A 13245-nucleotide genomic window follows, 5' to 3' on the forward strand; every position below is an offset into this window, starting at 1 on the left:
CCTTGTGAAGTCCTCCCGTACTGAACTGCTCCGGTGCGCAGGTCGGTTGAGGTAGTACGAAAGTCAGTTGACGTCGTACGAGGGTCAGTTGACGTAGACCAGCGCGTCCCCGTCGGTCACGGGGGCGTACTTCGCGGTGAAGTAGCCGTTGGCGAAGCAGAGCGAGGAGCCGGACACCTTCGTGAACTGCTGGTTGGCGAAGGCGATGCTGTTGTCGGCGTTGTCGGCCGTGCCGACCAGAGCGGGTGTCTGGTAGACGCAGTTGATGCTGCCCAGCAGGGTGCGCAGCACGACCGTGGTCTGGACGGCGGAGCCGCTCGCCGCGGAGACCGTGACGGTTCCGTCGGAGGTCACGGAGGTGGTGTACGGCAGATTGTTGACAGTGATGCTGGTGACGCCGAGCACGCCGACGACGTTGGCGGTGCAGGAGCTGCTGGCGAAGGTGTGCGCGTCGAGCGATTCGGTGGCCGTGCCGGGTGCGGCCGGGTTGTCGGTGACGGTGGCGGTGAACTGCGAGGACGTGCACGAGATGCCGCTGGTGCCGGTCGCGCTGGAGTAGAGGGTGGCGTTGGTGCCGGTGGCCAGCGAGGCGGTGAGGACGTCGCCGACCGCGACGGCGGTGCCGCCGAGACCGCCGGTGGTGAGGACCGCCCCGTCGGCCGCCGAGGCGGGCGAGAGAGCGGGGAGGGTGAAGGCGGCGACGGCGGCGGTGAGGGTGAGGAGGGATCGCGTACGCATGCGGGTGCCTCTTTCTGGGGGTGGGGGGCAAGGGCAACCGGCACGGCCCAGGGGGGAAGCGGCCGTGCGGGTGCCTTGAAGGGGGACGTACTCGTACGGAGTCGAACTCGGCTGGACTCGGATCGCACTCGGATCGCATTCGGGCGGTGAAGTGCCCGTACTGGACAGAACGTCCGGGAAGCGGCTGGATCCGGCGCCACGGATCTGGGGGAAGCCAGGAGAGTTGTAGACCCGGGGATCGACCAACGTCAAGGTTTTGTACGGGAGTTGGCACTGCAGGCCACAGGCGGCACACAATCACCACACTTTTCCCGCAACTTGCTTGACCCTCGAATGTAACCCCCGGTAACTTCCTCGACGGCTACTGACGCGTAATGAGAGAAAGCCCTTGCACCCGCCGGGAGTTGTGAGGGGACGTGCGCCCAGTTCCGCTGTCCGCGCCAGGACAACGTGTGCCACTGAAGCCCAACCGCATTCACTATGCCCACGGGAGCAGAAACATGGCCTCGTCCTCACCAGAAGTCCCCGCAGCCTCACCAGCGGTCCCCGAAGCCTCCGTAGCCCCCGCGAGACGCGGGCGGGTCCGGGCGCGGCGGGCCGCGATCATGGCCGTGCCGGCCGTCGCGGTCGCCGCGGGGCTCGCGATCCTGACGGCCGAAGGCGCGCTCGGTGTGCAGTTCGCCATCTCCGGCATGCCGTTCACGGTCACCGCGACCGAGCTCAACGGCACCGGATTCGAGCAGTTCGGCGGCCTCGACCAGATGGCGCCCGGCAGCCCCAACGAGGGCGACACCGGCGGCCAGGTGCTGGTCATCACGTCCGCGATCAAGAACGCGACGCTCACGAAGCTGTGCCAGAGCGTCGACCTCGGCGGCACCAACCTGCTGATCACCGCGGGCGGCGGGAAGGACAAGGTCGAGGCGACCGACCTGACCACCGACTCCACCGAGCTGTCCGGCGACGCCGCCTTCACCAACATCGAGATCGGCAACGACGCCAGCACCCTCACCAAGGCCGGGGTGAAGGGCCCGATCGGCGTGTTCAGCCAGCAGGCCGACACCGTGCGCATCGCCAACCTGCGGCAGACCAACTACGCCACCACGGCCGGGGTCTTCAAGCTGCCGGGCCTCAAGCTCGGCTTCAGCAGCAAGGGCTGCTGATGTCGGAGCGGCCACCTCAGGGCATGCGGTCCGCCTTCCGGCGCTGGCGGGCCGCCCGTCCGTTCTGGGGAGGGCTGTTGCTCACCCTGGGCGGAGCGGAGATCCTGCTGACCGAGAAGGCGTCGCTGGAGGTCATGCTGCACGCCGGCGCGCAGGCTGTGGCGGGCTACCTGCTGCCGACCCTGATGCTGGTGCTCGGACTGCTGCTCCTCTTCAACCCCGCGCAGCGGCTCTTCTACTCGATCACCGGCGTCCTGCTGTCCCTGGGCACCTGGGCCACCTCGAACCTGGGCGGCTTCTTCATCGGCCTCCTGCTGGGCGTCGTGGGCAGCTGTCTGGCCTTCGGCTGGCTTCCCGACCAGGAGCCGCGCCGGAGCCGGCGTCAGCGGCGCCGCGAGAAGGGCGAGGCGAAGGCACTTCAGCAGGCCGCGTAGGTGCCGGACAGGACCAGGTGGCCGGGGCATCGCGTCCGGCCACCTGCAGCGCGGGCGCGGGATGCACCGCGCGGCCACTCGCAGCGCGGCCGGACGCGACGCCCCGACCGGGGGAGACCCTCCGGCCATTCAACTCTTCTTGATTAAGAGCGAGTTGAGTATGGGAAGGGTGGTGCATGGAGCGAGACATCGACACCGGCAGCGCGCACTCCGCGCGGATCTACGACTACATCATCGGCGGCAAGGACCACTACCCGGCGGACCGCGAGGCCGGCGACGCCATGTGCCGGGAGTGGCCCGCGCTGCCGGTCCACATGCGGGCCAACCGCGACTTCATGAACCGGGCGGTGCGGCACCTGGCCGAGGAGGCGGGGATACGCCAGTTCCTCGACGTGGGCACCGGCATCCCGACCTCCCCCAACATCCACGAGATCGCCCAGTCGGTGTCCCCGGCCGCCCGGGTCGTCTACGTCGACAACGACCCCCTCGTCCTCGCGCTGTCCCGGGATCTTATGAACGGCACACCCAAGGGGAGGACGGCGTACGTCGAGGCGGACATGCGTGATCCGGCGAGCATCCTGGACGCCCCCGATCTGCGCGCGACCCTGGACCTGACCCAGCCGGTTGCCCTGACGGTCATCGCGATCGTCCACTTCATGATGGACGAGGACGACGCCGTGGGGATCGTCCGCCGTCTGCTCGACCCGCTGCCCTCCGGGAGTTTCCTGGCGATGTCCGTCGGCACCGCCGAGTTCGCGCCGGACGAGGTGGGCCGGGTCGCCCGCGAGTACGCGGCGCGGGGCATGCCGATGCGGCTGCGCACCTTCGCCGAGACCGAGGAGTTCTTCGCGGGACTGGAACTCGTCGAACCGGGGATCGTCCAGGTCCACAGGTGGCGCCCGGACGGCACGGGCACCGAGGTGATCCGGGACGAGGACATCGCGATGTACGGGGTGGTGGCGCGCAAGCCGTGACTCCGGCGGCGCGGCGCCGTCGGCTGCGCTGTCGCCCGGGGCGCGGCGGGGGCCCGTCCGGCCACACCCGGCGGGTGCCCGTCCCGCCACCTCGCGGGCCACACCTCTGCCCTCCCGCCACCCCGCGAGCACCACCGCAGGCCTTCCCGCCAGCGGCGGGACCATCACGATGCGGCACCGACAACTCACTGCGAGCGGCCGATCACTTGACTACCGGCGGTCACACACGGTTGGCTCCGAGCCAGTGAAGGTACAACCGGCCGGCGCACCTGCGATTCGGCCTCACCTTCGCGTTCCACTTGCTCGGCCGCACAGCGAGGTGCTCCCTCATGAACAATCCTCCCCCACCTCAGGCCTCCTCCGCATTCGTTCGCGGGGCCGCCGTGGTCGCCGCGGCCTGTCTGCTCCTCGCCGGCTGTTCCGGTTCCGGCGGTGCCCGGCTCGACTCGGGCGCGGACGCGGCGGGCAGAGCGGGCTCCGGCGGGCTCAAGGTCGCCCTGATCACCCACGGCGGCAAGGGGGACGACTTCTGGGAGCTGGTGCAGAAGGGCGCCCGGGCCGCGGCCGCCAAGGACGGCATCGAGCTGTCGTACGCGAACGACTCCGACCCGGCCGGGCAGGCGGAGCTGGTGCGGGACGCGGTCCGCGACAAGGTCGACGGCATCGCGGTGACCCTGGCCAAGCCGCAGGCGATGAAGGGACCGGTCGCCGAGGCCAAGGCGGCGGGCATTCCCGTGGTCGGCCTCAACTCCGGTATCGACGCCTGGCGGTCCGCCGGTCTCCTGCAGTACTTCGGCCAGGACGAGGGCGTCGCGGGCCGGGCCGTCGGGGAGAAGCTGGACGGCCTGAAGGCCGGACACGCCCTGTGCGTCATCCACGAGCGGGGCAACGTCGCCCTGGAGGCGCGCTGCGCCGGCGTGAAGATGGCGTTCGACGGCGAGACCGAGATGCTCTACGTCGAGGGCACCGACATGGCCTCGGTGAACGCCGCCATCACGGCCAGGCTGCGCCAGGATCCCAGCATCGACGAAGTCGTCACGCTGGGCGCGCAGTTCGCGCTGGCGGCGGTCAAGTCGGTGAAGGCGGCGGGCAGCGGAGCCAAGGTCGCCACCTTCGACCTCGACAAGGACCTGGTCACGGCCGTGCGGGACGGGGACGTACAGTTCGCGGTGGACCAGCAGCCGTATCTGCAGGGCTACCTGGCCGTGGACTCCGTGTGGCTGTACAAGACCAACGGCAACCTGAGTGGCGGTGGTGTGGCTCCCGTACTGACCGGTCCGGCCTTCGTCACCAGGACGAACGTCGCCTCGGTCGCGCGGTTCGCCGCGGCCGGAACCCGCTGACCGGGCCGAGCAACCGCCCGCCCCGGCCGCTCGCCTCTCTCCCCTCCCCGCCGATCGCCCAAGGACGGCCATGTCTAGACGGACAGGTGCCCGACGCCGCCGCCTCGGTTCCATACGTCTCTCCCTCATCCTTCTCGCCCTGGTCCCGAGCATCACCCTCGCCGCCATGTGGGCTCTGACGACGACGCAGACGTTCTCGGAGGGTCTGCGGCTGCGCTCGCAGACCGACCTGAGCAGGTCGACCGGTGCCATGGGCACCGACGCCACGCTCGCGCTGCAACAGGAGCGCGGCGTGTCGGCCGCCTGGCTGGCCTCGCAGCCCGGCGCCCGGGCCGCGTTGGAGCGGGCGCGCAAGGAGACGGACGCGGCGGTCGCGAGGCTCGTCGGCCACTCGGACCAGATCCAGCGGGCTCCGGCCCGTATCGCGGACCGGCTGTACTCGGTCGTCGGGTCGGTGGGCAGCCTCGAGTACTACCGGGGTCAGATCGACGACCCGAGTGACATCACCGCCGAGCAGGCGCTGGGCCAGTACACCTCGATCATCGACGACCAGATCCACGCCTTCCAGGAGCTCTCCCAGGTCGACGACGGCGACCTCACCTCGCAGGCCGGTCCGCTCGTCTCGCTGGAGCACGCGGCGGAGCTGGTCTCCCAGGAGGACGCGCTGCTCACCCTGGCCTGGCCGGCCGGCCACCTCGAGGAGAAGAACTGGACGGAGTTCGCCGAGGCGGTGGCAACGCGCCGCTGGATCGTCGAGGACCAGATCATCCCCTCGTTGCGCGGCAGCGCGAAGGCGCAGACCGAGCGGATCCTGCGGAGCCCGGAGTGGCAGACCCTGGAGACCGTCGAGGACAAGGTGCTCGCGGCCCGGCCGACCGGCGACTCCCGCAGGGTCGGCCTGCCCTCTGACGTGCGCAAGCAGTGGACCACCGCGCTGACGAAGGTCTCCGACGAGTACGGCGTCCTGATCCGGCAGCAGACGTCCGGGCTGCTCGCCCGCAGCTCCGACAAGGCCGACGACCTGCTCCTGACGGCCGCCTCCCTCAGCGCGGGCGGGCTGGTCGCGCTGCTGCTGTGCGCCGGCATGTCGTGGCGGATCACCCGCTCACTGTCCCGGCGGCTGCGCGGCCTCAGGCGGGCCACGCTCGGCCTGGCCGAGGACCGGCTGCCCGACGTGGTCCGCCGGCTGGACAGGGGCGAGACGGTCGACGTGGATCTGGCGGCGCCCCCGCTGGACTACGGCTCGGACGAACTCGGCCAGGTGGCGCAGGCCTTCAACACCGCGCAGCGCACCGCGGTGGTGACCGCCGTCGAACTCGCCGACACCCGGCGCGGCTTCCAGAAGGTGATCCTGGGCATCGCCCGGCAGAGCCAGAACCTGGTCAATCTCCAGCTCAGCCAGTTGGACGCGCTGGAACGCGAGCACCAGGACCCCGACGTCCTCAAGGGGCTGTACGAACTGGACTCCATGGCGAGCCAGTTGCGCCGCTACGAGGAGAACCTCGTCATCATCAGCGGTGAGCAGCCGCGGCGCAGCTGGACCGAACCGGTCGCGCTGGTCGACATCCTGCGCAGCGCGGTCGGCGAGGTCGCCGAGTACCGGCGGGTGGAGGTGCACACCGACGAGGAGGTGAGCCTTGCTCCGCCCGCGGTGGCGGACGTGATCCATCTGCTGGCCGAGCTCATCGACAACGCCACCGTGTACTCCCCCGCGCCCAGCCCCGTCGGGGTGCGGGCCGCGTTGGTGGCGAAGGGTCTGGTCGTCGAGGTCGAGGACCGGGGGCTGGGCATGTCCGAGGACGACTACGCCTCGCTCAACGCCCAGTTGGCGGGGCCGTCGAAGTTCGACGTGGTGGCCCTGGCCGACGACCTGAGGCTCGGCATGTTCGTGATCTCCCGGCTCGCCCACCGGCACGGCATCGCCGTCACGCTGCGTTCCTCGCCGTACGGCGGGACCACGGCGATCGTGCTGATCCCGCACGACATCGTGGTGCGGGAGGATGCCGACGCGGGTCCGGACGTGGTGGCGGACGCGATGGCCGTACCGGACGCCGAGCTGGTGCAGGTCGGGTCCCCGGCCCGGACGGCCCGGCCCCTCCTGGCCGCACGGACCGCGCCCGCGCCCGCCGCTCCTCGAGCCTCCCGGCCCGACGGACTCGCCCCGCTGCCCCGCCGGGTGCCGCAGACCAACCTGGCCGACGAACTCCGCGAGGACTCCGCGCCCGACGTCGAGGACGACCTCGACGACTTCACCGCGGAGCGAGCCGCCTCCTCGCTCGCCTGTTTCCAGAGCGGAACGCTCCGGGCCAGGGGCGACGACGAGCAGAAGCCGCACGATGGGCAGGCGCCGCACGATGGGCAGACGCCGCACGACGAGCAGACGCCACACGACGAGCTGACGCCGCACGGCCAGCAGGCGCCGGACGGCGAGGACGCGCCGGCCGTCACCCCGACTCCCCACACCGACCGCTCATGAAGGACACCGCCATGACACGCCCCACCCCCGCGACCGACAACGCGCTGGACCAGCTGCTCACCGGACTCGTGGAGCGGGTCGCCGACGTGAACCACGCCGTGGTGCTCTCCGAGGACGGACTGGTCGTCAGCAGGTCCACCGGATTCGTGCGCGACGACGCCGAACGGCTGGCGGCGACCGCGTCCGGCCTGATGAGCCTCAGCAAGGGCGTCAGCATGGACTTCCGGGGCGGCCCGGTGCGCCAGGCGCTCATCGAGATGGCCAACAGCTACTTGATACTGACCTCGGCCGGCCCGGGCGCCCACCTCGTCGTACTGACCGGCCCGAAGGCGGACGTCGGTGTGGTGGCGTACCAGATGAACATGCTGGTGAAGAAGATCGGCGAGCACCTCAGCGCGGCACCGCGGGCGCATGTGGGCCCAGCGACCGCCGCCGGCGAGTGAGGTGAGCGGAAGCGACGCGGCGGGCCGGCTGGTACGGCCCTTCGCCCTGACCGGCGGCCGGACCCGGCCAAGCCGCGCCGACTTCACCCTCATCACGACGGTGACCGCGGTGGACCCGCCACCGGAGCGGGCCCCCCGGCCGCAGCCCGAGCAGGCGCGGATCCTGCGCCGGTGCGAGCGGCCGCTCGCCGTGGCGGAACTCGCCGCCCGTTTGGACCTCCCGGTGAGCGTGGTCGTCATCATGCTCTGCGATCTGCTGGAGGCCGGCCTGATCACCGCCCATCCGCCGCACCCCGTCTCCCGTACCCCGGAACTGGACCTGGACCTGCTGCAGAAAGTGAGGGACGGCCTTGGCCGGCTCTGATCCCGCCGCCCGGGCGGCACCCGAGGCGCCCGTCGCACCCGACACCGTCAAGATACTGATCGCCGGAGGGTTCGGCGTCGGCAAGACCACCATGGTCGGTTCGGTCAGCGAGATCGTTCCGCTGCGCACCGAGGAACCGCTGACCGTGGCGGGCCTCGGCGTCGACGACCTCGCCGGAATCGAGCAGAAGGCGGCCACGACGGTGGCCCTGGACTTCGGCCGGATCACCATCAACGACCGGCTGGTGCTGTATCTCTTCGGCACCCCCGGCCAGCAGCGGTTCTGGTTCATGTGGAACGACCTGGCCGTCGGCGCGCTGGGCGCCGTGGTCCTGATCGACGTGCGCAGACCGGAGTCGAGCTTCGCCGCCGTGGACTTCTTCGAGCGGCGCGGCATCCCGTTCGTCGTCGGTGTCAACGGCTTCCACGGGAAGCATCCGTACCCGCCCGAGGAGATCCGGGAGTCCCTGGCGCTGCCGGAGCACGTCCCGGTGCTGCTGTGCGACGCGCGTGAACGCGAGTCGAGCCGGGACCTGCTGATCGCCCTGCTGGACCGGCTGATCGCCGAGGCGGGCGGCGGCGCTCAGCTCACTCGTCCGGGCCGGTGAGGGGCTTGTTCGAAGGTGCGATCAGCCGGGCCGTGAGGTCGGGGTCGGGCATCTCGGGGTCGAAGGGGAACAGGGGCCGGCGGAGGCGGCGGTGGCCGAGTCGGCTCAGCTCCTGGTCGACGCCGCCCGGCGTGAGCGCCATCTTCCAGTCGGCGGCCATGGCGAACAGTTCGGGCTCCAGATAGCCGATCTTCACGATCACGATGTCGGCCGTCCTGGGGTCCAGGTCCAGGTCCGTGAAGTCGTGTTCGTGGTGGTACGGCTTGCGCAGCCGGGTCAGGATCACGTGCACGCCGCCGACCCGCAGCACGACCTCGGTGTCCGCGTCCCGGTCGCCGTGGCGGACCGAGTGGACCTCGCCGGTGAGGGTGAGCGGCCCGGCGTGGCGGTCGTCGACCTCGGCGCCCGCGGTGACCGTGACCCTCGCGCCGACGCCGGCCGTCACCGCCGTGTCGACGGCGCGGGGGCCCGGCAGCGAGGCGTAGAGGACCGTGGGGCCCGTCGGGTCCTTGAACTCCGGCCGTTCCAGGACCTGCCGGAGTCCCCACGTGACGTCCCCGGCGCCGCCCGCCGTCGGGTTGTCGCCGGTGTCGCTGACGAAGTAGGGGCGGGCGGTGGAGGCGAGGGCGGCGTCCAGGCACTCGTCCAGCGTGGCCGTCGGCGCGACGAAGTCGAAGGAGTGGCGGGCCTTCCAGAAACCGGCGGCCAGTTGCTCCGCACCGGCGGTGACGGCATCCGGCGAGGGCCCCGTGACGACCACCGCGGCCCGGTTGCGCGGTTCGTCCGCCCAGGCGTAGCCGACCCAGATCGCCGCGTCCGTCACGCCGTCGGCCGCCTCCACCTCGTCCACGGCCGCGTACACGCTCTTCGCGGGTTCCGTCCGGGTCGAGGTCTGCTCGCCGGCCAGCAGCACCGGCACCGGGATCCAGGCCTTGGCCGGGCGGGGCGCGCCGCTCGCGAGCAGGTCCACGAGGTTGCGGGCAGCGCGTTCCTTGGTGTCCATGGCGTCCTCATGCGGGGCCATGCGGTAGCAGGTGATCAGGTCGCTCTGGTGGACGAGGTCGCGGGAGACGTTGCCGTGCAGGTCCATGGAGGTGGACACCAGGACGCGCGGGCCGACCACTTCCCGGATGCGATGAAGAAGTTGCGCCTCGGCGTCGTCCAGGCCTTCCACCGTCATCGCGCCGTGGATGTCGTACCAGAGGCCGTCGATCGGCCCCAGCTCGCTCAGGCTGTTGAGGAGTTCGGCGGCCAGTTCCGCGTACGCGGTGGACGTCACCGTGCCGCCGGGCAGGGCCTTGCCGACCAGGGCGCCGCGCCAGTCGGCGGCGGCCCGCAGGGGCTGTCCGGGGGCGAGGAAGGGGTAGCTGGTCAGGACGTCCGCGCCGCGCCGCGGGTGGAAGGCGGGGGCCCCGGTGCGGGCCGGGGAGAAGGTCGAGGACTCGATGCCGAGTCCGGCGACGGCGATGACGGGACGGGCTTGCGGCATGAGGGCTCCATACGTCGGGTGGAAGGTCCAGCGTGACGGCCCGTGGCTCAGGAGTGGTTGCCGACAGGTGAGGAGTGATTGCCGGCAGGTGAAAGGTGCGGGCCGGTGACCGCCTCCAGCGCGTGCGCCATGGCCCGCTGCAGCGCGAACTGCCCCGCGCCCACCAGGCCGGCGTCGGCGCCGAGGCCGGCCCGCTCGATGACCAGGTGCTCGGTGACGAGGGGATGGCAGTCCTCGTAGAGCCGGCTGCGGACGGCGGCGACGAAGGGTTCCAGCGTGGAGAGGATGCCGCCGAGGTACACGGCGTCGGGGTTGAAGAAGTTGACGTTCGCGGCGAGCACCTGACCGAGGTAGCGGCCGGCCTGGCGGATCGCGCGGGTCGCCTCGGGCTCGGCGTCGCGGGCGAGCCGTACGACGTCCTCGGTGGAGGCCACGTCGAGCCCGCGCTCGCGCAGGATCCGCACGAGGGCGGCGCCGGAGGCGACGGTCTCCAGGCAGCCGGTGTTGCCGCAGGAGCAGGGCGTGTCGTGGGCGGCCTGGACGCGGACGTGGGTGATCTCGCCGGCGGCGCCGGTGCCGCCCCGGTAGAGGCGGCCGTCGGCGATGACGCCCGCGCCGATCGCCGTACCGGACTTCACCATGATCGACTGGCGGCGTTCGGGGGGCTGGACGGTGTGTTCGCCGACGGCCATGCAGTTGGCGTCGTTCTCGACGGCCGCCGGGACACCGAAGCGGTCCTCCAGCCAGGTCCGTACGGGGAAGCGGTTCCAGCCGGGCATCCGGGAGGGCAGGGTGACCACGCCGGAGTCGACGTCGACCGGGCCGGGCAGGCTGAGGCCGACGCCGCGCAGCAGTCCCCGGCCGTGCCGGGCGGCGAGGCCGTCGAGGGTGTCGGCCAGTCCGGGCAGCGCCGCCTCGGGGCCGTCGGCCGTCGGGAACGGCACGGTGCAGACGTCGGTGAGGCCGCCGCCGGGATGGACGACGCCCACGTGGGCGTGGCTGCCGCCGAGTTCGGCCGCCACCGCGTATCCGTCGCTGCCGCCGAGCCGCAGCACCTTGCGCGGCCGTCCGCCGGTCGAGGACAGCGTGCCCTCCTCCGCGACCAGCCCGTGGGACATCAGCCGGCCCACCGCGAACGACACCGTCGACGGCGCGGCGCCGAGCAGCGTGGCGAGTTCGGTGCGCGTGTTCGCCTGCCCGGAGGCGAGGAGTTCGAGGACGCGCTCGGTCAGCGAAGGGACGCCCACGACGCTTTTTCGGCGCGGCGCACTTTTTTCCGTCATGGACGAAGTAACTCCCGTCATCGGCGCCAGGGGCCCGAGCGTAGGCCAACGAGAACCTCTCCCCTGTTTTTCCAGAACAGCAGAAACAGGCTTTTTACAGCGGCACGCCTGTTTCTTCCACCACAGGGGTCGTTCACTGGCTGCACCCCCGCTTCTGTTCCCCCGAGGAGAGTCATGTCCCCTGCTCGCACGAGACTCGTCGCCGGCGCCGCCGCCCTTCTGACGGGCACGTCGCTGCTCGCGGGCTGCTCCGGGGCGAGCGGTTCGTCGTCGGCGTCGCACGACTCGATCGCCTACGCGCTGCCCGCGAACTTCACGCCGAACTGGATCCTGCCGATCGGCACGGCGGCCCACCTGAACACCAACAACATCTCCATCGCGAACACGCTGTGGGAGCCGCTCGTCGCGTACGACGGCTCGACCGGCAAGATCGCCTGGAACAAGGCCGGTTCGGTCGCCACGGCCGCCGACTTCGCCGCCGACGGCACAAGCGTCCGCATCACCCTCGGCGACCGGCACTGGAGCGACGGGAAGCCGATCACCTCCCGTGACGTGCGGTTCTGGTTCGACCTCATCAAGGCGAACAAGGCGCAGTGGGCGGGTTACAACCCGGGCAAGGCCCCGGACAACTGGACGTCCTTCAAGACCGAGGACGACCGGCACTTCACGATCACCTTCGACAGGCCGTACAACCCGCAGTGGATGCTGGCGAACGAGCTGAGCCAGATCACGCCACTGCCGCAGCACGTGTGGGACAAGGGCGGCGACGCCAAGCAGGTGTGGACCTCTCTCAACAACGCCGCGAAGAACATCGCCGGGTACGAGAAGAACGCCCTGTGGAAGACCATCAGCGGCCCCTACGCGGTCAAGTCCTTCTCGACCGCCGGCAAGGTGGTGCTCACCGCCAACAAGAAGTATGACGGCGGCGAGAAGCCGGCCATCCCCACCGTGAACCTGCTGCCGTTCACCACGGCTGACGCCGAGAAGAACGCGCTGCGTTCGGGCAGCGTCGACTACGGCTACATCGAGGCGACCGACCTCGACCAGAAGGACAACTTCACCGCGCAGGGCTACACCGTGAAGCCGTGGTCGGGCTGGGCGATCACCTACATGCCGTACAACTTCGAGAACCCGGCGATGGGAGCGGTGTTCAAGCAGCTGTACGCCCGGCAGGCGGTGCAGCGGTCGATCGACCAGACCACGTTGGCGAAGGTCGTCTTCAACGGCACGGCGGTGCCCGGCTACGGGCCGATCCCACAGGGGCAGGCGTCGGACTTCGTGTCGTCCGCGCAGAAGAGCAATCCGTATCCGTTCTCGACATCGGCGGCGCGGCAGCTGCTGACCGACCACGGCTGGACCGAGCAGGGCGGGGTGATGACCTGCACCAGCCCCGGCAGCGGCGCGTCCCGATGCGGTGACGGCGTCGCCAAGGGCACCAGGTTCGCGATGCAGGTGCTGTCGCAGTCCGGGTCGACGGTCACGGACAACATGATGAGCGCGATCCAGTCCTCGCTCGCGAAGACCGGCGTCAAGTTCTCCATCAAGACCGCGCCCGTGAACTCGGTGCTGTCGCAGACCCCGCCGTGCACCTCCGGCCAGTCGGTCTGCAAGTGGCAGCTGTCCTTCTTCGGTACGGCGGGCAGCTGGTACTTCAGCGCCTTCCCGACCGGCGACTCGCTGTTCCAGTCCAAGGGCGGCTCCAACTTCGGCGGTTACTCCAACCCCGAGGTCGACAAGCTCATCTCCGCGTCCACCACGTCGAGTTCGACTCAGGCGATCCAGGGCTACAGCGCGGCCCTCGCGAAGGACCTGCCGGTGATCTGGCTGCCGGAGCCCGTCTACCAGATCTCGGTGGTCAGGAACGGCCTCGGCGGCTTCTCCCAGGACTCCCTCGCCAACTTCCACCCCGCCCAGTGGAAGTGGACCAGCTGACC

12 protein-coding genes are annotated in these 13245 nt (G+C 70.7%); 9 read left to right on the forward strand and 3 right to left on the reverse strand.

Annotation, left to right across the window (positions count from 1 at the left end; all coding sequences use genetic code 11):
• Positions 1-84: 84 nt before the first annotated feature.
• Positions 85-738: a Tat pathway signal sequence domain protein gene (locus ACFWWR_RS03435; protein WP_383857270.1), complete on the reverse strand. Its 654-nt coding sequence runs from the start codon at positions 736-738 to the stop codon at positions 85-87.
• A gap of 500 nt (positions 739-1238) precedes the next feature.
• Between ACFWWR_RS03435 and ACFWWR_RS03440 the strand changes: the two genes are divergently transcribed.
• The 8 genes from ACFWWR_RS03440 to ACFWWR_RS03475 all read left to right on the forward strand — a co-directional run bounded on the left by ACFWWR_RS03440 (position 1239) and on the right by ACFWWR_RS03475 (position 8539).
• Complete coding sequence (locus ACFWWR_RS03440; RefSeq protein ID WP_383857273.1) at positions 1239-1898, forward strand: DUF6230 family protein; 660 nt, start codon at positions 1239-1241, stop codon at positions 1896-1898.
• Positions 1898-2332, forward strand: coding sequence for a DUF6114 domain-containing protein (locus tag ACFWWR_RS03445; RefSeq protein WP_384301710.1), 435 nt, complete (start codon positions 1898-1900; stop codon positions 2330-2332). Before ACFWWR_RS03440 ends, ACFWWR_RS03445 begins: the two co-directional genes overlap by 1 nt.
• Before the next feature lie 176 nt (positions 2333-2508).
• On the forward strand, positions 2509-3306 hold the full coding sequence (locus ACFWWR_RS03450) for an SAM-dependent methyltransferase (RefSeq protein ID WP_384301712.1): 798 nt from the start codon (positions 2509-2511) through the stop codon (positions 3304-3306).
• Positions 3307-3635: 329 nt separating this feature from the next.
• Positions 3636-4649, forward strand: coding sequence for a substrate-binding domain-containing protein (locus ACFWWR_RS03455; RefSeq protein ID WP_383857282.1), 1014 nt, complete (start codon positions 3636-3638; stop codon positions 4647-4649).
• Positions 4650-4719: 70 nt separating this feature from the next.
• Entirely contained in the window at positions 4720-7125 is a 2406-nt protein-coding gene (locus ACFWWR_RS03460; protein ID WP_383857285.1) for a nitrate- and nitrite sensing domain-containing protein, read from the forward strand.
• Positions 7126-7136: 11 nt separating this feature from the next.
• Positions 7137-7568 (forward strand): roadblock/LC7 domain-containing protein, encoded by a 432-nt coding sequence (locus tag ACFWWR_RS03465; protein WP_383857288.1) that lies wholly within the window; start codon positions 7137-7139, stop codon positions 7566-7568.
• Position 7569: 1 nt separating this feature from the next.
• A complete protein-coding gene (locus tag ACFWWR_RS03470; RefSeq protein WP_383857290.1) occupies positions 7570-7932 on the forward strand; it encodes a DUF742 domain-containing protein in 363 nt (120 codons plus the stop codon).
• A complete protein-coding gene (locus ACFWWR_RS03475; RefSeq protein WP_383857291.1) occupies positions 7919-8539 on the forward strand; it encodes an ATP/GTP-binding protein in 621 nt (206 codons plus the stop codon). The genes ACFWWR_RS03470 and ACFWWR_RS03475 overlap by 14 nt, the downstream gene beginning before the upstream one ends.
• Here ACFWWR_RS03475 and ACFWWR_RS03480 read toward each other — a convergent pair.
• Both ACFWWR_RS03480 and ACFWWR_RS03485 read right to left on the reverse strand, forming a co-directional pair.
• Positions 8520-10028 carry a M81 family metallopeptidase gene (locus tag ACFWWR_RS03480; RefSeq protein ID WP_384301714.1) on the reverse strand — a complete coding sequence of 503 codons (1509 nt, stop codon included), beginning with the start codon at positions 10026-10028 and terminating at the stop codon, positions 8520-8522. The genes ACFWWR_RS03475 and ACFWWR_RS03480 overlap by 20 nt on opposite strands.
• Before the next feature lie 47 nt (positions 10029-10075).
• Positions 10076-11311, reverse strand: a complete 1236-nt coding sequence (locus ACFWWR_RS03485) for an ROK family protein (RefSeq protein WP_384301717.1) — start codon at positions 11309-11311, stop codon at positions 10076-10078.
• A gap of 174 nt (positions 11312-11485) precedes the next feature.
• On the opposite strand from ACFWWR_RS03485, the gene ACFWWR_RS03490 reads away from it, so the two are divergent.
• Positions 11486-13243, forward strand: coding sequence for a peptide ABC transporter substrate-binding protein (locus tag ACFWWR_RS03490; protein ID WP_384301721.1), 1758 nt, complete (start codon positions 11486-11488; stop codon positions 13241-13243).
• The last annotated feature ends 2 nt before the right edge of the window (positions 13244-13245 follow it).

The organism is Streptomyces sp. NPDC058678 (assembly GCF_042714835.1).
GTDB lineage: Bacteria > Actinomycetota > Actinomycetes > Streptomycetales > Streptomycetaceae > Streptomyces.

Excerpts from the sequence above, each read along its gene's own strand:
- ACFWWR_RS03435 (WP_383857270.1), bottom strand. The coding sequence starts at position 738 with ATGCGTACGCGATCCCTCCTCACCCTCACCGCCGCCGTCGCCGCCTTC.
- ACFWWR_RS03440 (WP_383857273.1), top strand. The coding sequence starts at position 1,239 with ATGGCCTCGTCCTCACCAGAAGTCCCCGCAGCCTCACCAGCGGTCCCC.
- ACFWWR_RS03445 (WP_384301710.1), top strand. The coding sequence starts at position 1,898 with ATGTCGGAGCGGCCACCTCAGGGCATGCGGTCCGCCTTCCGGCGCTGG.
- ACFWWR_RS03450 (WP_384301712.1), top strand. The coding sequence starts at position 2,509 with ATGGAGCGAGACATCGACACCGGCAGCGCGCACTCCGCGCGGATCTAC.
- ACFWWR_RS03455 (WP_383857282.1), top strand. The coding sequence starts at position 3,636 with ATGAACAATCCTCCCCCACCTCAGGCCTCCTCCGCATTCGTTCGCGGG.
- ACFWWR_RS03460 (WP_383857285.1), top strand. The coding sequence starts at position 4,720 with ATGTCTAGACGGACAGGTGCCCGACGCCGCCGCCTCGGTTCCATACGT.
- ACFWWR_RS03465 (WP_383857288.1), top strand. The coding sequence starts at position 7,137 with ATGACACGCCCCACCCCCGCGACCGACAACGCGCTGGACCAGCTGCTC.
- ACFWWR_RS03480 (WP_384301714.1), bottom strand. The coding sequence starts at position 10,028 with ATGCCGCAAGCCCGTCCCGTCATCGCCGTCGCCGGACTCGGCATCGAG.
- ACFWWR_RS03485 (WP_384301717.1), bottom strand. The coding sequence starts at position 11,311 with ATGACGGAAAAAAGTGCGCCGCGCCGAAAAAGCGTCGTGGGCGTCCCT.
- ACFWWR_RS03490 (WP_384301721.1), top strand. The coding sequence starts at position 11,486 with ATGTCCCCTGCTCGCACGAGACTCGTCGCCGGCGCCGCCGCCCTTCTG.